The following is a 19531-nucleotide window of genomic DNA, read 5'->3' as shown; positions in this document are numbered from 1 at the left end:
CGCGAGAAGGCCCGCGACCCCCTCGGGGGCGCGGGCCTTCTCGTATCCGTGCCTGCGGTTCAGTCCTCGCCCAGGTACGCCTTGCGTACCGACTCGTCGACCAGCAGGTCCTGTCCGGTGCCCGAGAGCACGACCTTGCCGACCTCCATCACATGGCCCTGGTCGGCCAGTGACAGCGCCGCCTGGGCGTTCTGCTCGACGAGGAGGATCGTCGTGCCCTGCGACTTCAGCTCGGCGATCGTCGCCATGATCTTCTGCATCATGATCGGCGAGAGTCCCATGGACGGCTCGTCCAGCATGAGTAGCTTGGGCTGCGACATCAGCGCCCGGCCCATGGCGAGCATCTGCTGCTCGCCGCCGGAGAGGGTGCCCGCCGCCTGCTTGCTGCGTTCGCCGAGGATCGGGAACAGTTCGTAGGCGCGCTTGATGTCCTTCTCGATCCCGGCGGTGTCCTTCCGGAGGAAGGCGCCGAGCTTGAGGTTCTCCGCGATCGTGAGCCGCGGGAAGATCCTGCGGCCCTCGGGGGAGTGCGCGAGGCCCATCGCGACGATCTTGTGCGCGCCGACGCCGTTCAGCGGCTGGCCGTCGAAGACGATCCGGCCGCCGGAGGGCTTGAGCAGCCCGGACAGGGTGCGCAGCGTGGTCGTCTTGCCCGCGCCGTTGGTGCCGATGAGCGTGACGATCTGACCGGCTTCGACGCTGAAGGAGATGCCCTTGACGGCTTCGATCTTGCCGTAGGCGACCTTGAGGTCCTCCACCTCCAGTAGTGCGGTCACTTGGTGTCTCCTTCTGTGCCTGCCGTGCTGTGTGCCTCCGCGGCCTCCACCTCGGAGACCTCCTCGGCGCCGGGGGCGCCCTCGTAGGGGGTGCCGAGATAGGCGGCGACGACGCGCTCGTCGGCCTGGACGACCTCGGCGGTGCCCTCGACGAGCTTCTCGCCCTGGACGAGGACGGCGACGCGGTCGCACAGGTTGAAGATGAAGCGCATGTCGTGCTCGATGACGAGTACGGCGATGCCCTGGTCGCGGATGGCGAAGACCAGGTCCTGCGTGGTGCGGGTCTCCTGCGGGTTCATGCCCGCGGTGGGCTCGTCGAGCAGGAGGAGGCCCGGGTCGCTGGCGAGGGCGCGCGCGATCTCCAGTTTCCGCTGTTCTCCGTAGGGGAGGTTGCGGGCGAGGTGGTCGCGCTTGGCGGCGAGTCCGGTGAACTCCAGGAGTTCCATGGCGCGTGCCTCGGACTCCTTCTCCGCCTTCTTGAAGCCGGGTCCGCGCAGGAGGGCGGACCAGAGCCCTTCCTTGGTCCTGGTGTGACGTCCGACGAGGACGTTCTCCAGGACGGTCATGTTGGCGAAGAGGCGGATGTTCTGGAACGTACGGGCGATCCCCGCCTTGGTGACCAGGTGGGACTGGTGCGGCAGGACGGTGCCCTTGTAGCTGACGGTGCCCTCGGTGGGGACGTACAGACCGGTGAGGCAGTTGAAGAAGGTGGTCTTGCCGGCGCCGTTGGGGCCGATGAGACCGACGATCTCGCCGGAGTTGACGCGCAGGTCGACACTCTTCACGGCGGTGAGTCCGCCGAACTTCTTCGTGACGCCGGTGGCTTCGAGTACGGCCGTTCCGGTGGCGGTGCCCGGTCCGGCGGCGCCGGAGTCGGTGGGCTGGATGTCGGTGGTCATTGGGTCACACCCCCGCCTTTTTGAGGCCGATATCGCCCGTGGGGGCGTCGAGTTGCCCGGTCTCGTGGAATTCCAGCTGCTTCCTGCGGTCGGCGATGAGGCCCTCGGGGCGGAAGCGCATGAGGAGGATGAGCGCGAGGCCGAAGAGCAGGAGCTGGTAGTCGGCCATGAACTGGAGCTTCGCCGGGATGAGGTAGAGCAGCGCCGCGCCGATGAGCGGTCCGCTGACCGTGCCCATGCCGCCGAGGATGACGGCGGCGAGCAGGAAGGCGGAGTTCGGCGGTACGGCCTCGACGAACTTGTACTGGGCGGGTGTGACGGTGAAGGTCACGTGTGCCTGTACGGTGCCGGCCATGCCGGCGAGGGTGGCGCCGAGGGCGAAGGCGAGCAGCTTGAGCCGGAAGGCGTTGATGCCCATGGCCCTGGCGGCTGTCTCGTCCTCGCGGATGGCGACCCAGGCGCGGCCGATGCGGGACTGGTCGGAGCGGCGGAAGACGGTCACCACGACGATGGTGAACAGGAGCATGAGCAGGTAGTAGTTGGAGAACCTGCCCAGCTCCATCCCCAGGATCGTATGGGACTCCCCGAGGTTGAACCCGAAGAGTTCGAGGTCCGGGATGTTGGGGATGCCGTTGGATCCGTTGGTGACGTCGGGGCCGGAGGAGCCGTCGAGGTTCTGCATCGTGATGCGGAAGATCTCACCGAAGCCGAGGGTGACGATGGCGAGGTAGTCGCCGTGCAGGCGCAGTGTGGGCGCGCCGATGACGACACCGAAGATCAGTGAGGCGGCGGCGCCGCACAGGACCGCGGCCCAGAACGGCAGGTGCAGGCCGATCGTGGAGGACGGCGAGCCGGAGACGAGGGCGGCCGTGTAGGCGCCGACGCCGAGGAACGCGACGTATCCGAGGTCGAGGAGGCCGGCGAGGCCGACGACGACGTTGAGGCCCAGGGCGACGGTGGCGAAGATCAGGATGTTCGTGCCGATGGTGGCGTACGCGTCGTTGCTCTGGGTGAACGGGAAGGCGAACGCGGCGACGAAGGCCGCGGTCACGGTGACGTTCTTGTGCTTGCTGGTGAGGCCCGCGAGGCGGCGGTTGAGGCCGGCGCGGGAGATCGCCGTGGCGCCGAATCCGACGAGGATGAGGAAGCCGATGAACAGCTGGGGGTTGTCGGAGTCGATGTCGATCCCGTACGTGAAGACGTACAGACCGAGGCCGAACGAGACGGCGATGATGAGGATTTCGGCCCAGCCGGGGAGCGCCGTCGCTTCCTTGGGCACGGGGGCCTTGAAGCAGTGGACGAACCGCTGCCAGGCGTTGGTGCCGGTGCTTTCGGCGGCGACGTCGGAGGGCAGTCCGAGCGCGGCGACGAGGGCGATCAGTGAGGCCACTGCCGCGACGTAGGCGCCGGGTTCGAGGTTGGCGAGCCCGCCGAGGTCCACGGTGATGGCGATCACGGTGAACCAGGTGGTGACGAACGTGCCGAGGGCGAAGAGGAGGGCGGGCCCGTTCTTGCCGGCGGGTGAGAGCCAGCGCAGACCGCGGATCTCGTAGCCGGCGAGGACGAACAGGAGCGTCAGGATCGCGCCGGTGAGCGTGAGTACCTGGAGGCCGCCGGGGTATCCGGTGACGCTGAGGTCGCCGGGGAAGGCCGCGGTCCAGGTCCAGGCGAGGAAGGTGCTCGCGAAGGTGGCGATCGCGCCGATGCCGGTGCCGGCGCGGGCTGCCGACAGGGGCAGGCCGATGACCGGGGGGTTCGGGCCGGGGGCGGGGGTCGCGGTTTTGTCGATTGTCGTGGTCATCGGTGTCACGCCCTATCCGAGACGCGTGCGCCGAGCAGACCCTGGGGCCTCAGCAGCAGGACGAGAATGAGGAGGACGAACGCCCACACGTCCTTCCAGGCGCCGCCGCCGAGCTGGGACATGCCGGGGATGTTCTCGATGTAGGCGGTGGCCATGGCCTCGGAGAGGCCGAGGACGAGTCCGCCGATCATGGCGCCGTAGATGTTGCCGATACCGCCGAGGACCGCGGCGGTGAACGCCTTGAGTCCGGCGATGAAGCCCATCTTGAAGTTGACCTCGCCGTACTTGAGGCCGTGGGCGACGGCGGCGATGGCGGCGAAGGCCGCTCCGATCGCGAAGGCGGTGACGATGATGCGGTCGGTGTTGATGCCCATCAGCTTGGCCGTGTCCGGGTCCTGCGACGTGGCCTGCATGGCGCGCCCGGTGCGGGTCTTGGAGACGAAGAAGCCGAGGGTGATCATGCACAGGGGGGCGGCGATGAGCAGGAAGAGGTCGCCGCGGCTGATGGCGAAGGCGCCGAAGTCGAGTCGGCCGCCTTCGAATTCGGGGAACGGCCTGGACTTCGTGGCGTCGGGGTAGAAGGCCCAGACCGCTTGCTGCAGTGCGATGGAGAGGCCGATCGCGGTGATCAGTGGTGCGAGCCTGGGTGCGTTGCGCAGGGGCCGGTAGGCGAAGCGTTCGGCTCCTACAGCGACGAGCACGGAGCAGGCCATCGCCATGAGGATCATGAGGGGCAGCGCGATGAGCAGGCTGGTGCCGTCGGGCAGCCAGAGGAATGCTGTCAGCGCACCGAAGCCGCCGATCATGAATATCTCGCCATGGGCGAAATTGATGAGCTGGACTATGCCATAGACCATCGTGTAACCGATTGCGATGAGTCCGTACAGCGCGCCGAGTAGCAGGCCGTTGGCAAGTTGCTGCGGCAGATCGTTCACCGCGGGGCCTCCGAATGAGTGGGGTCAGATACGGCCGCGCGGGGGCGCTGTGGCGCCCCCGCGCGGTGGTAGGTCCTATATGGAGGGAGGGCTGGTCAGCCCGGTCAGCCCTCGAACACGCCCGTCTTGACGGGGACGTGCTTGCCGCCCTTGACCTCGTAGAGGGAGAGCTGCTTGTTCACGGTGTCGCCGAACTCGTCGAAGCCGACCGATCCGGTGACTCCGTCGAACTTGACGTCCTGCATGGCCTCGGTGATCTGCTTGCGCGCGTCCTTGACGTCGCCGGGCAGCTTGCCGTCGTTCTTCTCGACGACGGCCTTGACCGCCTGGATGATCGCCCAGGTGGAGTCGTAGGAGTAGCCGCCGTACGCCTCGAAGGCGCCGTCGTAGCCGCCGGCCGAGTAGTCCGCGATGAACTTCTTGGCGGTCTCCAGGGTCTCCAGGGGCGCGCCCACGGAGCTGGCGAAGTCGCCTTCGGAGTTCTTCTTGCCCAGCTTGATGTACTCGGCGCTGAAGAGAGCGTCACCACCGACGGTGGGGATCTTGGCGCCGGCGTTCTTGATCTGGCTGGCCAGCGGGGCGCCGGCCGGGTACTCGCCGCCGTAGTAGACGAACTCGGCGTCGGTCTGCGCGACCTTGCTCGCCACGGACGAGAAGTCCTTGTCGTCCGGGTTGATGTGGTCGGTGCCCACTACCTTGCCGCCGAGCTTCTTGAACTCGGTGGAGAAGGTGGCGGCCAGACCGGCTCCGTAGGTCTTCTTGTCATCGATGACATAGACCTTCTTGAGCTTCTTGTCGTTGAACATGTACTGCGCGGCGTACGGGCCCTGGATGGCGTCCGTGGTCGACGTGCGGAAGTACGTGTCGAAGCCGCGGACCTTCTTGCCGGCCTGCCAGTCCTTGCCCTGCGTGAGCTCGGGGTTGGTGTTGGCGGGCGACACCTGGACCAGGTTGTCGTTGGCGAAGACCTTCTGCATCGACTGGCCGACGTCGGAGTTCAGGGGGCCGACGACACCCATGACCTCGTCGTCGCCGACGAGCTTGGTGGCGTTCTGCTGGCCGGTCGCGGCCTGGGCAACGTCGTCGAGCGCCTCCAGCTTGAAGGTGACGCCTTCGACTTCGTTGTTCTTGTTGGCCGTCTTGACGGCGAGGTCGGCGGAGTTCTTGATGCCCTGGCCGAGCGCGGAGAGGTCTCCGGTCAGCGGCGCGTCGAGGCCGATGACGACGGTCGTCTCTCCGCCGCCGCCGCTGCCTCCTTCGCTGCTGTCGTCGCGGGAGCCGCAAGCGGACAGCGTGAGGGCTCCTACGGTGACCGCAGTGGTGACTATGAACAAGGAACGGTGACGCACGATCAGTCCTTTCCCCTGGCACGGCTGTCCCTGATTGAGAAGCCGGGTCGAGCGCTGGAACCGAACTGATAAGTAATCCGGTGGCGCGGTGACTGGCCGTGACTCTAAGCGCGCTGGTGGGGGTGGTGCAGAGGTGCGGCCCATGATGTGACGCTCTTGTTATGACGGGGGCGCGGTGAAGCCCGGCCGGGAAGGGAAAGACGTGTGATTTGAGACCGTTCGGAAGTCCATATGCTGAGAACCAGCAGGACCGTAACGGTAACCGGCCGGTTACGGAGCGGGACGGTCGCAGGCCTTTTCGATGGCCGCGCCGAGGTCTTCCGGGTAGCCGCCGCCGAGGATGCGGCTCTGTTTCTGGACCGCCCGTTCGTTACGCAGGGTGACATCCAGGAAAGGCAGTCCGGCGTTCCGCGGCACTTCCCCGCAGTCGAGCACGTAGACGGTCACCTGTACCTGGCGGGATCCGCCGGGCTCCACGGTGAAGGGTGCGGACGGCAGGGTGGACACGGCGAGCGCCGCCGAGGGCTGGGTGACGGCGTCGATCGTCACCCGCCGGCCGGGTTCGGTGGAGATGTCGATGTCGAAGGTGAACGCGCCGGGGCGGTCGGCCTCGGCGGAGGCTCCGGCGTAGTTGAAGCCGACGACCTGCGAGGGCCAGGGCGGTGGCGGCGCGGGCGGTGGCTCGGGGGCGTTGAGGACGTACACGCACACGCCCGCGGTGACGGTCGCGGCGGCGGCAAGCGCGGCCTTGCGGCGGTGGCGCGGAGGCACGGTGAGGCGGACGGGGACCGGCGTCGCCGCGGCGAGCGGGGCCTGCGGGTGGTGATAGGTGTACTCGCCCGGTTCGACGGGGCCGATACCGCTCATGTGCCGACGCTAGTGCGCATCGTGCGACAGGACAATGGATCGCACCGCAAGGCGTTACATAACGTCACCATCGGGGTTCCGACCTGGCCCTCCCGTGCGGGGTCCGGCGGATGGCCGGTGCGCCGCGACGTGCTTTGCGGGCCTTCGTTTCGGCTGTGTTTCGCGGCGGTCGGACGGCCGTCCCGCGTCTCACCTGTTGGTCACCGCCGGCCGGGAGAAGCCCGTTCGACGCTTCCCCCGGCCCGCTTGAGGTCCCCTTGAGGTTCGGCTCAAGCCTCTTTTGTCGGGATGAAGGAGGTGCCGTCGCCGCTCTGGAGCAGACACGTCAGCCGGGCCGTGCACACCCGCTTGTCCTGCTCGTCGGTGATGACGATCTCGTACGTCGCGGTGGACCGGCCGCGGTGGACCGGGGTGGCGACGCCGGTCACCACCCCGTGGCGTGCGGCGCGGTGATGGGTGCAGTTGAGGTCCACTCCCACGGCGATCTTGTTGCGCCCGCCGTGGAGCATCGCGCCGATGGAGCCGAGGGTCTCGGCGAGTACGGCCGAGGCGCCGCCGTGCAGCAGTCCGTACGGCTGGGTGTTGCCCTCGACGGGCATGGTGGCGACGACGCGGTCGGCGGACGCCTCGGTGACCACCAGGCCCATCCGGGTGCCGAGGTTGCCGGCGGAGAAGAACGACGTCAGGTCCATGTCGTACGGCGCGTACTCGTCGATGACCTCCTGCGGGAACGTGGGTGCTGTCTGGTCGTTCGCTGTGGGCTGTTCACCCATGGGGTCCGGCTCCGATCGGCTTCGTGATGCGACAGGTGTTCAATGCACCTTGTTCGGTGCGCTGGTCCGCACCGTCTTATCAGATGACTGAGCGAACGCTTAGGCAGGCCGGGTCTGTTCCGTCAGCGCTGCTCGAAGCGCACCACGACGGACTTGCTCGCCGGGGTGTTGCTCGTGTCGGCCGTCGAGTCCAGCGGCACCAGCACGTTCGTCTCCGGGTAGTAGGCGGCGGCGCAGCCGCGGGCCGTGGGGTAGTGCACCACCCGGAAACCGCGGGCGCGCCGCTCGACGCCGTCCCTCCACTCACCGACCAGATCCGTGTACGAGCCGTCGGCCAGGCCCAGTTCGCGGGCGTCGTCCGCGTTCACCAGGACGACGCGACGGCCGCCCTTGATGCCCCGGTAGCGGTCGTCCAGGCCGTAGATCGTGGTGTTGTACTGGTCGTGCGAGCGCAGTGTCTGGAGCAGCAGCCGGCCCGCGGGCAGCTCCGGGTACTCGACGGGCGCCGCCGTGAAGTTGGCCTTGCCGGTGGCGGTGGGGAAGCGGCGTTCGTCGCGCGGGGCGTGCGGAAGCCGGAACCCGCCGGGCTCCGCGACGCGCGCGTTGAAGTCCTCGAAGCCGGGAACGACTCGCGAGATGCGGTCGCGGATCGACGCGTAGTCCTTCTCGAACTCCTCCCACGGAGTCGGCGACTCGGGGCCGAGGACGGCCCGCGCCAGCCGGGCGACGATCGCCGGCTCGGACAGCAGGTGGGGGCTCGCGGGGGCGAGGTTGCCGCGTGAGGCGTGCACCATGCCCATCGAGTCCTCCACGGTCACTATCTGCCTGCCGCCCGCCTGCACGTCCTTGTCGGTACGGCCGAGGGTGGGCAGTATCAGGGCGCGCGCGCCGGTCACCGCGTGCGAGCGGTTGAGCTTGGTCGAGACATGCACGGTGAGCCGCGCGGTGCGCATCGCCGCCTCGGTCACCTCGGTGTCCGGCGACGCCGAGACGAAGTTGCCGCCCATGGCGAAGAAGACCTTCGCGTCGCCGTCGCGCAGGGCGCGGATGGCCCGTACGACGTCGTAGCCGTGGTGGCGCGGAGAGGTGATGCCGAACTCCCGGTCCAGGGCGTCGAGGAACGCCGGCGCGGGCCGCTCGAAGATGCCCATGGTGCGGTCGCCCTGGACGTTGGAGTGGCCGCGTACGGGGCACACCCCGGCGCCGGGCCGGCCGATGTTGCCGCGCAGCAGCAGGAAGTTGACGACCTCGCGGATGGTCGCGACGGAGTGCTTGTGCTGGGTGAGGCCCATCGCCCAGCAGACGATGGTGCGCTTCGACGCCAGCACCATGGCCAGCGCGCGCTCGATGTCGTCCCGTTCGAGGCCCGTCGCGGTGAGGGTCTCGTCCCAGTCCGCGGCGCGCGTCGCGGCGGCGAACTCCTCGAAGCCGTGGGTGTGTTCGGCGACGAACGCCTCGTCGACCACGGCCGGGTCGGCCTTCGCCGCGTCGAGGATCAGCTTGTTGAGCAGCCGGAACAGGGCCTGGTCGCCGCCGATGCGGATCTGGAGGAAGAGGTCGGCCAGCGCCGCGCCCTTGACCATGCCCTGCGGGGTCTGCGGATTCTTGAACCGCTCCAGGCCGGCCTCGGGCAGCGGGTTGACCGAGATGATCTTCGCGCCCGCGGATTTGGCCTTCTCCAGGGCGGAGAGCATCCGGGGGTGGTTGGTCCCCGGGTTCTGCCCGGCCACGATGATCAGGTCGGCCCGGTGCAGGTCCTCCAGGGAGACGCTGCCCTTGCCGACGCCCAGGGTCTCGGCGAGCGCCGAACCGGACGACTCGTGGCACATGTTGGAGCAGTCCGGCAGATTGTTCGTGCCGAACTCGCGGGCGAACAGCTGGAGGAGGAAGGCCGCCTCGTTGCTCGTACGTCCCGAGGTGTAGAACAGCGCCTCGTCGGGGGAGTCCAGTGCCCGCAGTTCCTCGGCGATGATCGCGAACGCGCGCTCCCAGCCCACCGGTTCGTACCGGTCCCCGCCGTCGCTCCCGCCCGCGCCGCGCTCCAGGAGCATCGGCCGGGTGACACGGCCCTGCTGCCCCAGCCAGTAGCCGCTGCGGGTCGCCAGATCGGCCACCGGGTGCGCGGCGAAGAAGTCGGGCGTCACCCGGCGCAGCGTCGCCTCCTCGGCGACCGCCTTCGCGCCGTTCTCGCAGAACTCCGCGGTGTGCCGGTGGTCGCCCTCCGGCCAGGCGCAGCCCGGACAGTCGAAGCCGTCCTTCTGGTTGACCTTGAGCAGCGTCCGCGCCGCGCGGGTGACGCCCATCTGCTGCTGGGCGACCCGCAGCGAATGCGCGACGGCGGGCAGCCCGGCGGCGCTGTGCCGGGGGGCGGCGACCTGCGGTGCGTCCTGGACCGGGTCACCCGAGGGCGGCTTGCTGGCCATCACGCTCTCCCAAGTTCGTACGCCGGGACTCCTCCCGCGCGTGCTGTTGCTGTCCTGTCCCTCGATCCTGCCACGCACCGCCGGGCGCCCGTCGGGGCGCAGTGCGCCGGTCAGGATTGTCAGTGGGGCGTGGCAGGATCGGGTACGTGGCTGAGAAAGCGTCGAAGAAGACCGCAGACAACCGTCCTCGCCTGCTCCTCATGGACGGGCACTCCCTGGCGTACCGGGCGTTCTTCGCGCTGCCCGCGGAGAATTTCACCACCAGCTCCGGGCAGCCGACCAACGCCGTCTACGGCTTCGCGTCGATGCTGGCGAACACCCTGCGTGACGAGGCGCCCACGCACTTCGCGGTGGCCTTCGACGTGTCGCGCAAGACATGGCGCTCGGAGGAGTTCCCCGAGTACAAGGCGAACCGCTCCAAGACGCCCGACGAGTTCAAGGGCCAGGTCGAGCTGATCGGTGAGCTGCTCGACGCGATGCACGCGCACCGGTTCGCGATCGAGGGCTTCGAGGCGGACGACGTCATCGCCACCCTCGCCACCCAGGCCGAGGAAGCCGGCTTCGAGGTCCTCATCGTCACCGGCGACCGGGACTCCTTCCAGCTCATCACCGAGCACACCACGGTGCTGTATCCCACCAAGGGCGTCTCCGAGCTGACCCGCTTCACCCCGGAGAAGGTCCACGAGAAGTACGGGCTGACGCCCGCGCAGTATCCGGACTTCGCCGCTCTGCGCGGCGACCCGTCGGACAACCTGCCGGGCATCCCCGGCGTCGGCGAGAAGACGGCCGCGAAGTGGATCAATCAGTTCGGTTCCTTCGCCGACCTGGTCGAGCGGGCCGACGAGGTGAAGGGCAAGGTCGGGCAGAATCTCCGCGACCACCTGCCCTCGGTGACGCTCAACCGCCATCTCACCGAGCTGGTGCGCACCGTCGAGCTGGCGAAGAGCCCGCAGGACCTGGAGCGCGCCCCGTACGACCGGACGGCCGTCGCCGGTTTCCTCGAAGTGCTGGAGATCCGCAATCCGAGCCTGCGCGAGCGGCTGCTCGCCGTGGACCCGGGAGCCGTGGAGGACGAGGCCCCGGCCCCCGCGGCGGGCGTCGAACTCGACGGCAAGGTCCTCGCCTCGGGCGAGCTCGCCCCCTGGCTGGCCGAGCACGGCGACGAGCCGCTGGGCGTCGCCCTGGTCGACACCTGGGCGCTCGGCACGGGCAGCATCAACGAGGTCGCGCTGGCCGCCGCCGACGGCGCCGCCGCCTGGTTCGACACCACACAACTCGACGAGGCCGACGAGAAGGCCTTCGGTACCTGGCTCGCCGCGGCGGACCGCCCCAAGGTCCTGCACAACGCCAAGAGCGCCATGCGGGTCGCCCCCGAGCACGGCTGGCAGGTCGGCGGCGTGACCATGGACACCGCGCTCGCCGCGTATCTGGTCAAGCCCGGTCGGCGTTCCTTCGCGCTCGACGCGCTCGCCGTCGAATACCTCGGACGTGAACTGGCCCCGGCAGGCGCCGCCGACGGACAGCTCGCCTTCGGCAGCGACGACCAGGCCGAGGCGGACGCGCTGATGACCCAGGCGCGCGCGATCCTCGACCTCGGCGAGGCCTTCACCGGGCGGCTGGAGGAGGTCGGGGCCACCGGGCTGCTCCAGGACATCGAGCTGCCCACCTCCGCGCTGCTCGCCAAGCTGGAGCGCAACGGCATCTGGGCCGACCGGCCCCATCTGGTCGCCCTGGAGGAGCAGTTCGCCGCCGCCGTCCAGCAGGCGGTGAAGGAGGCGCACGCCGCGGTCGGCCACGAGTTCAACCTCGGTTCGCCCAAGCAGCTCCAGGAGGTCCTCTTCGGCGAGCTGGGCCTGCCCAAGACGAAGAAGACCAAGACCGGTTACACGACGGACGCCGACGCGCTCGCCTGGCTCGCCGCGCAGACCGAGCACGAGCTGCCGGTCCTGATGCTGCGCCACCGTGAGCAGGCCAGGCTCCGCGTCACCGTCGAGGGCCTGGTCAAGATGATCGCGGCCGACGGCCGTATCCACACCACCTTCAGCCAGACGGTGGCGGCCACCGGCCGGCTCTCGTCCACCGACCCCAATCTGCAGAACGTGCCGGTGCGCACCGACGAGGGCCGCGCGATCCGCCGCGGTTTCGTCGTCGGCGAGGGCTACGAGTCGCTGATGACCGCCGACTACAGCCAGATCGAGCTGCGCGTCATGGCTCATCTGTCCGAGGACGCGGGCCTGATCGAGGCGTTCACCTCCGGCGAGGACCTGCACACCACCGTCGCCTCCCAGGTGTTCGGTGTGGAGCGCGCGGCGGTCACCGCGGACATGCGCCGCAAGATCAAGGCGATGTCGTACGGACTGGCGTACGGGCTCTCGGCGTTCGGCCTCTCCCAGCAGCTGAACATCGAGGCGGCGGAGGCGCGCGGCCTGATGGACACGTTCTTCGAGCGCTTCGGCGGCGTGCGGGACTATCTCCAGCGGGCGGTCGAGGAGGCCAGGGCCACGGGCTACACGGAGACGATGCTCGGCCGCCGCCGCTACCTCCCGGACCTCAACAGCGACAACCGCCAGCGCCGCGAGATGGCCGAGCGGATGGCGCTCAACGCCCCGATCCAGGGCACCGCAGCCGACATCGTCAAGGTCGCGATGCTCCGCGTCGACAAGGCGCTGACCGACGCGGGGCTGACGTCACGCATGCTGCTCCAGGTCCACGACGAAATCGTGCTGGAGATCGCCCCCGGCGAGCGGGAGCGGGTGGAGGAGCTGGTGATCCGCGAGATGGCCGCGGCGACCGAGCTGCGGGCGCCGCTGGACATCTCGGTGGGCGTGGGCCCGGACTGGGACTCGGCCGCGCACTGACGGCGGTCGGGGCACCCGTGCCCCGACCGGGTCCGTGCACCGGCCTCAGTCGCCGGACGGGCCGCGTGTCGTCTCCTCGAGTGCCGGACCGGCCGTGTCCGCGGCCCGTCCGGCACTCGCGGGCGAACCGGTCACCGTACGGGCGCCACGCAGCCGCATGCCCGCGCCGTACAGCACCAGTCCCAGCGCGAGCCCCGACCCCGCGCCGAAGCAGAGGGTCGGGATGACGTCCAACGGCGTCGACACCTGCCCGTGGTAGGCGTACCACCGGGTGAACCGGTGGGCCGTGCCCAGCAGTACGCACGCCGCGAGCAGCACGTGCGCCAGCGCGCGCTCGCGCCGAGGCAGCACGGGCACCGACGCGGGCGCGGGTGCCCGCGGCAGCCGGCGCAGCGCGCTGACCGTGAACCAGCCGAGCACCACCAGGGCCACGGCAGAACTGCCGTACTGCGTGTACGTGTACATGGGGAAGCCCGCGACCTCGTCCCGCAGCGCGGGCACCATCCGGGTGCCCCACCGGTCGAAGTGCGTGAACGCGTCCCACAGCACATGGGTCGACGCGCCGAGCACCGCGGAGAGGTAGAAGCGCGCGGCGAGCGCCGCCGGCCGGCCGCCGCGCCGGTCCGGTCCTCGTACGAAGGTGTGCGCCCTCCCCTGCCAGTTGGCGGGCAGCAGCGCGAGCAGCGGCTCACGCAGCATCAGCCAGAGGCCCACGAGGGCCGCCGCGATGGCGACATCGACGGTGAACAGCCCCAGCGGGCCGTGAGTCACGTCGCCGAACTCCATCGCGGCCGGTACGGCGGTCGCGGCGAAGTACGTCATGTCGGGTGCCATCGATCCGGCGACGAGCGCGGAGGCGAGCAGGGGCCCGCGCGACGTGCCGTCCCTCCTGATGCCCGGCAGCACCGCGGCGGCATGGCTCAGCGTGAAAGGCAAGGTGGTCTCCCCGGGGCGGGTGGTCGTTCGATCGGGCAGGGGCCACGCCCACCTGGCACGCAGTCAGCAGGAGGCGGAAGAGGTCGGTCGGAACCGGGAGCCAGTATGAAGGACGTCATGAAAGACGTCGGTTCCCGGCCACCGGTTCTGCCCGCGGGAGGCCGGGAGGTGGCGAACCGGTGAAAAGCGGTCACGGACCCGTGTGCGTACACAGGGAGTTGCCGTAGGGTCGCCTGAGTCCTCGCGCTGGGGAGCGCGAACAGCCGTTCACCGGGAGGGACCAGACGTATGGCAGCGCAATTCGGCCGTCGGCTCCGCAGAGGGGCGACCACCACAGCGGTCGCCGCGCTGGCGGTCGCCGCACTCTCCGCCTCACAGGCCCCCGCGATAGTCTCCGGCGGTGGTGACAGCGGAAAGCAGGCGTCCGGATCGAGCGTGCCCGACGAGGGCTCGGCCTCCGGTGACTCGTCGTACCACACGGACCTCCCGCCGCTGAACACCCCCGACAAGCCCGGCACTTCGATAGATCTGCCGGGCACGGGTGAAGCGGAAGCGGGCATTCCCGCCTCGGTGCTGGCCGCGTACAAGCAGGCCGAACAGACCATCGCGAGCAGCAACCCCGGCTGCAATCTCCCGTGGCAGCTCCTCGCCGCGATCGGCAAGGTCGAGTCGGGCCAGGCGCGTGGCGGCCGGGTCGACGACAACGGCACCACCCTCTCGCCGATCCTCGGCCCGGTGCTGAACGGTGTCGGCTTCGCCAACATCTCCGACACCGACAACGGCGCGTACGACGGCGACAAGACCCATGACCGTGCCGTGGGCCCGATGCAGTTCATCCCGTCCACCTGGGCGACCTGGGGTCAGGACGCCAACAGCGACGGCCGCAAGGACCCGAACAACATCTTCGACGCGGCGCTGGCCGCCGGTCGCTATCTTTGCGCCAATAATCGCGACCTGTCGGTGAAGGCCAATCTCGACCAGGCGATACTCAGTTACAACCGCTCGCGGGAGTATCTGGCGACCGTCCTGTCCTGGCTGGAGTACTACAAGCGCGGCAGCCACGAGGTGCCGGACGGCACGGGCGTGCTGCCCTCGGGCCCCGGTCCGCTGCACCCGGGCGGCCCCGGCAGCTCGGCCGGCCCGACGCCCGGCAGCTCGGCGAGCCCGACGCCGACCCCGAAGCCGCCGGAGCCGGGCGACTCGCAGTCGCCCAAGCCCCCGAAGCCCTCCGACCCTCCGAAGCCCCCGACGACGCCGCCGCCCACCACTCCGGCGCCGACCGTCCAGCGGCTGGAGAACGCGGGCACCGGCAACCTCTTCGCCACGGCCGGCGAAGCGTTCGCGGAGCGCGTCACCGTGCGCGGCGAGGACGCCAAGGGCAAGGCCGTCGGCAAGGTGGCGGTGCAGTTCCTGATCGTCGGCGACACGGACGCGAAGTTCGCGGGCGGCGGCAAGAAGGCGGTCGTCACGAGCGGCAGCGACGGCACTGCCGCGGCGCCCGCGCTCCAGGCGGGCGAGAAGACCGGCGAGTTCACGGTGCGGGCCAGTGTCGTGAGCCGTACGGTCCCGGCCGTCGACTTCACGGCGACGGTCACCGAGCGCCAGGCGGACGAGGTCGTCAGGACCGGCGACAAGGAGCTGACGGCGGCGCCGGGCACGGAGTTCGCGGACTCCGTGGAGGTCAAGGCCACCAACAAGGGTGAGATCGCCCGCGGTGTGGCGGTCAAGGCCACCATGATCAAGTCGGCCGCCGACGCGTCGCCGGCCGACAAGGGCCCGCACTTCAAGGACGCGGACGGCCGGCCGCTCCGTTCCCTGACGGGTCTGAAGACGAACGACCAGGGTGTACTCGTACTCCCGAAGATCTTCGCGGACGACGCGACCGGCACGTTCCTGCTCCAGATCGAGACGGCGGGCGGAGCGAAGGTCACGATCGAACTGAAGGTGGCGGCCCCGGCCTAGCGGGTGTCCGGTCCTCCGAGCGCGCCGCTCTCCCCCGCACGGTGGGGAGAGCGGCGCTCTCGATGTCTCACCGCCGGTCGTTCAGCCTGCGCGTCGCCACCGCCTGCGTCGGGTCCTCCGGCCACGGGTGCCGCGGGTAGCGCCCGCGCAGCTCCGCACGCACCGCGCGGTAGCCGTCCCGCCAGAAGGACGCCAGGTCCGCCGTGACGGCCGCGGGGCGCCCGGCGGGGGAGAGCAGATGGACCAGCACCGGCACCCCCGCGACCGTGGGCGTCGCCGTCATACCGAACAACTCCTGCAGTCTCACCGCCAGTACGGGCTGCTCCCCGCCGTAGTCGACACGTACGCGCGACCCGCTCGGCACCGCGATGCGCTCGGGTGCCAGCTCGTCCAGCCGCCCCGCCTGGCCCGAGGACCACGGCAGCAGGCGCCGCAGCGCCTGGCCCGCCTCGATCCGGGCCAGATCCGCGCGGCGCCGGGCCTTCGACAGCTCGGGCTCCAGCCAGTCGTCCGCGCCGTCGAGCAGCGCGCCGTCCGAGACGTCCGGCCACGGGGTGCCCAACGCCCGGTGCAGAAAGCCCAGTCGCTCCCGCAGCGCCTCCGTGTCCCGCGTCCAGCGCAGCAGCGCGCCGGGGCCCTCACGGCGCAGACCGTCCAGCAGGGCCGCACGCACGCGTGCCGGGTCGGGCTTGCGCAGCGGCCGCGTGGACAGTTCGACCGCGCCGAGCCTCGTCACGTCCCTGGCGACGACGTCACCGTCCTCCCAGCGCACCTCTTCGCCCGAGACGAGCAGATGCGCGGCGGCGGTGCGGGCGGTGACCTCGTCGATGACGGCGGCCAGCCGCACCCGCGCCGATACGGCCGTCGCGGGCCGGTCCGCGACGGCGACGGCCAGCCACGGCGCGTCGCGCAGCGCGGACCCCTCGCCCAACTCGGCGCCGGTCCCGGAGACCATGAGAAACGCCCCGGCGCCCCGCGCCCGCGCCACCCGCTCGGGAAACGCGTACGCGGCCACGACCCCGACGACCAGGTCATCGGCCAACCCACCACGCACCCCGCCGCCTCCACCGCCGGGTGACCGCTCGCCCCTTCCGCTCCCGGTCTGCACGGCGCCGTCGTCCCGTCCGCTACGGGGCGCCTCGCCCACCGTGTCGTCCCGCCCGGCGTGGGTGTCTCCTACGGCCGCGCCGCCCCGGGTCGAGCCGTCCTGTGGCCGCTCACCACTTCCGGTCCGGGCCCGGCCGGCGCCGCCGTCGTTCCCGGCCTGTCCGGCTCCGTCGCCCCGAGCCGAGCGATCGTGACGGCCCCTTCCGCCGACCTCGCCGTGCCGGTCCGTGCCGCCTGCGGTGCCGGCCGCATCGACCCCGTCGGCCCCGTGCGAGCCGCCCCGCCCCTCCGGGCTCCTCGGCAGGGCCGATGCCAGCCTCCGGGACTCCTGGCGCCAGCGTGCCGCGTAACCGTCGCCGCCGCGTTTCGCCGTGCGCCAGGCGGACGACAGGTCGTCCCCGTACGCCCTCGGTGGTTCCTCGCTCAGCAGCGCCACCACCTCCGCCGCCCGGCGTGCGCCCACCTCCGCCGCGCCGTCGAGCAGGGCTCGGGCCAGGCGCGGGTGCAGGCCGAGGCGGGCCATCCGGACGCCGCGGCCGGTCACCCGGCCCGCCGCGTCCACCGCGCCGATCGCGGTCAGTACCGCACGCGCGGCGGCCAGCGCCCCCGCGGGCGGCGCGTCGAGCAGTGCGAGGCCCGAGGCGTCCGGGTCGCCCCAGCACGCCGCCTGGAGGGCGAACGCCGCCAGATCGGCGACCTTGATCTCCGGCGCGGGGAACCGCGCGAGCCGCGCGTCCTGCGCCTGGTCCCAGCACCGGTACACCGCGCCCGGCGCCTCGCGCCCCGCCCGTCCCCCGCGCTGCCGTGCCGTCGCCTGCGAGGCGCGCACCGTGGTGAGCGCGCTCAGCCCCCGTGCGTGGTCCGTACGCGGTTCGCGCGCCAGCCCCGAGTCCACCACCACCCGCACGCCCGGCACCGTCAGGCTCGACTCCGCCACCGAAGTCGCCAGTACGACGCGGCGGTTGCCGTCCCCCGACCCCGCGAGCACCGCGTCCTGCACCTCCGCCGGCGCCCTGCCGTGCACCTGGAGCACCTCGGCGCCCAGTTCGTCGGGGCCGCCCAACTGCCCCGCCACACGGCCGATCTCACCGACGCCCGGCAGGAACACCAGCACATCGCCCGCGCGCTCGGCCAGCGCCCCGCGTACCACGGAGGCCACATGTGTCAGCAGCGCCGGATCGACCCGCATCCCGTGCGGGGGACGCACCGGCCGGAGCGGCGGCGCCCACACGACCTCCAAAGGATGCGTCACTCCCCGCGCCTCCACCACGGGCGCGTCCCCCAGCAGTCGCGCCCACCCCTCGGCGTCGGTCGTCGCGGACGCGGCCACCAGCCGCAGCTCGGGACGGAGCGTGGCCCGTACGTCCAGCAGGAAGGCCGCCACCGTGTCCGCGTCCAGGTGCCGCTCGTGGCACTCGTCGATGATCACCACGTCGACGCCGCCGAGTTCCTGGTCGCGCTGGAGCCGCTGGAGCAGCACCCCGGTGGTCACCACCTCCACCACCGTCTCGCGCCCCACCACGCGCTCCCCGCGCACCGTGAAGCCGACGCTGGCGCCGACCCGCTCGCCCAGCAGCCACGCCATGCGCCGGGCCGCCGCGCGTGCGGCGATCCGGCGCGGCTCGGCGACGATCACCCGCCGCCGCGGTCCCCGCGCGCCCCCGTCGAGCCCTGCGAGCCCGGCCAGCACCAGCGGGACCAGCGTCGTCTTGCCCGTGCCGGGCGGCGCGCACAGCACGGCGCACCCCGGCCCGTCGAGGGCCGCCTCCAGCGCGGGCAGGGCGGTACGGACGGGCAGACTGCCGAGGACGTCGTCGCGGATCACACCCTCAGTCTCGTACGCAGACGAAGATCGCCGACCCCGGGATCAGATTCCCGCGCAACGGCGACCAGCCGCCCCACTCCTGGGTGTTCCAGGCCGGCCACTGCGGCTCCACCAGGTCGACCAGCCGGAAACCGCCCGCCACCACGTCCCGTACCCGGTCACCCACCGTCCGGTGGTGCTCCACGTACACCGCGCGCCCCTGCTCGTCCTGCTCCACGTAGGGCGTGCGGTCGAAGTACGACGAGGCCACCGACAGGCCCTCCGGCCCCGGCTCGTCCGGGAACGCCCAGCGGATCGGGTGCGTGACGGAGAAGACCCAGCGCCCGCCGGGGCGCAGCACCCGCCGTACCTCGCGGAACACCCGCACCGGATCGGCGACGAAGGGAATCGCGCCGTAGGCGGAGCACGCCAGGTCGAAGGAGCCGTCCCTGAAGGGCAGCGCCCCGGCGTCGGCCTCCACGAGAGGTACGTCGTCGCCGATGCGCAGCGCGTGCTGGAGCTGCCGGTGGGAGAGGTCGAGCGCCACGGGGCGCGCGCCCTGCCTCGTCAGCCACCGCGAACACTGCGCCGCGCCCGCCCCGATCTCCAGGACGTCGAGATCCTTGAGGGACTCGGGCGGGCCCAGCAGCTCCGCCTCCACCTCGTCCAGGCCCTCGGGCCCCCAGACGAACCGGTCGTCTCCGAGGAAGGTGCCGTGCTCGATCTGGTAGTCGTCCGCGTTCCGGTTCCACCAGCCCCGGTTGGCGCGGCTGCTCTCCGTGCTGTCGCTGTCGCGGCGGGTGGCTTCCGGCTCCTGCCGCGCTGCCTGCTCTTGGCTCATCGTGTCCGTCGTCGTAGTGTGCCGAGAGGCGTCACGAACTGTGCCGTCCTGTAGCCGGCCGGTAGCGGCTCGGGCTGCGGCGCGGCCGTCGTGGCCTCATGAAACGATTGTTGTGCCGGGTATGGGGCGTTCCGCCCCGGGTGTGCGCCTTCGCGCATTGACCGTGTCCGGCTGCCCCCGTATGCTAAAGGTTGCGCTGC

At 70.9% G+C, this 19531-nt stretch carries 13 protein-coding genes; 2 read left to right on the top strand and 11 right to left on the bottom strand.

The window, feature by feature from the left end; all coding sequences use genetic code 11:
• Positions 1-59: 59 nt before the first annotated feature.
• The 8 genes from SSPS47_RS07305 to SSPS47_RS07270 form a co-directional block, all read right to left on the bottom strand.
• Positions 60-776, bottom strand: coding sequence for an ABC transporter ATP-binding protein (locus SSPS47_RS07305; RefSeq protein WP_078077862.1), 717 nt, complete (start codon positions 774-776; stop codon positions 60-62).
• On the bottom strand, positions 773-1675 hold the full coding sequence (locus SSPS47_RS07300; RefSeq protein ID WP_164249642.1) for an ABC transporter ATP-binding protein: 903 nt from the start codon (positions 1673-1675) through the stop codon (positions 773-775). The genes SSPS47_RS07305 and SSPS47_RS07300 overlap by 4 nt, the downstream gene beginning before the upstream one ends.
• 4 nt (positions 1676-1679) lie before the next feature.
• Positions 1680-3476, bottom strand: a complete 1797-nt coding sequence (locus tag SSPS47_RS07295; RefSeq protein WP_164249640.1) for a branched-chain amino acid ABC transporter permease — start codon at positions 3474-3476, stop codon at positions 1680-1682.
• A 5-nt stretch (positions 3477-3481) separates the two neighbouring features.
• Entirely contained in the window at positions 3482-4411 is a 930-nt protein-coding gene (locus SSPS47_RS07290; RefSeq protein WP_147872277.1) for a branched-chain amino acid ABC transporter permease, read from the bottom strand.
• 104 nt (positions 4412-4515) lie between these two features.
• Positions 4516-5760, bottom strand: a complete 1245-nt coding sequence (locus tag SSPS47_RS07285) for a branched-chain amino acid ABC transporter substrate-binding protein (protein ID WP_164249638.1) — start codon at positions 5758-5760, stop codon at positions 4516-4518.
• Between the two features lie 270 nt (positions 5761-6030).
• A complete protein-coding gene (locus SSPS47_RS07280) occupies positions 6031-6627 on the bottom strand; it encodes a Tat pathway signal sequence domain protein (protein ID WP_164249622.1) in 597 nt (198 codons plus the stop codon).
• Between the two features lie 269 nt (positions 6628-6896).
• Positions 6897-7400 (bottom strand): hotdog fold thioesterase, encoded by a 504-nt coding sequence (locus SSPS47_RS07275; protein WP_164249620.1) that lies wholly within the window; start codon positions 7398-7400, stop codon positions 6897-6899.
• A gap of 122 nt (positions 7401-7522) precedes the next feature.
• Positions 7523-9823 (bottom strand): FdhF/YdeP family oxidoreductase, encoded by a 2301-nt coding sequence (locus tag SSPS47_RS07270; protein ID WP_164249618.1) that lies wholly within the window; start codon positions 9821-9823, stop codon positions 7523-7525.
• Between the two features lie 146 nt (positions 9824-9969).
• Between SSPS47_RS07270 and polA the strand changes: the two genes are divergently transcribed.
• On the top strand, positions 9970-12681 hold the full coding sequence (gene polA / locus SSPS47_RS07265; protein WP_164249616.1) for a DNA polymerase I: 2712 nt from the start codon (positions 9970-9972) through the stop codon (positions 12679-12681).
• Positions 12682-12726: 45 nt separating this feature from the next.
• On the opposite strand, the gene SSPS47_RS07260 is transcribed toward polA, so the two are convergent.
• Positions 12727-13617 carry a DUF4184 family protein gene (locus SSPS47_RS07260; RefSeq protein WP_164249614.1) on the bottom strand — a complete coding sequence of 297 codons (891 nt, stop codon included), beginning with the start codon at positions 13615-13617 and terminating at the stop codon, positions 12727-12729.
• 288 nt (positions 13618-13905) lie between these two features.
• On the opposite strand from SSPS47_RS07260, the gene SSPS47_RS07255 reads away from it, so the two are divergent.
• The gene (locus SSPS47_RS07255; RefSeq protein ID WP_164249612.1) at positions 13906-15579 is read left to right on the top strand and encodes a lytic transglycosylase domain-containing protein; all 1674 of its coding nucleotides are present in this window, start codon (positions 13906-13908) and stop codon (positions 15577-15579) included.
• Positions 15580-15646: 67 nt separating this feature from the next.
• Here SSPS47_RS07255 and SSPS47_RS07250 read toward each other — a convergent pair whose 3' ends face one another.
• Positions 15647-18511, bottom strand: a complete 2865-nt coding sequence (locus SSPS47_RS07250; RefSeq protein ID WP_164249610.1) for an ATP-dependent helicase C-terminal domain-containing protein — start codon at positions 18509-18511, stop codon at positions 15647-15649.
• Between the two features lie 4 nt (positions 18512-18515).
• Positions 18516-19331: a class I SAM-dependent methyltransferase gene (locus SSPS47_RS07245; protein ID WP_147872261.1), complete on the bottom strand. Its 816-nt coding sequence runs from the start codon at positions 19329-19331 to the stop codon at positions 18516-18518.
• Positions 19332-19531: the final 200 nt, after the last annotated feature.

The organism is Streptomyces sp. S4.7 (genome assembly GCF_010384365.1).
Lineage (GTDB): Bacteria > Actinomycetota > Actinomycetes > Streptomycetales > Streptomycetaceae > Streptomyces.
The sequence above is the reverse complement of the archived record's forward strand: the minus strand, read 5'-3'. Positions and strand labels throughout refer to the sequence as shown.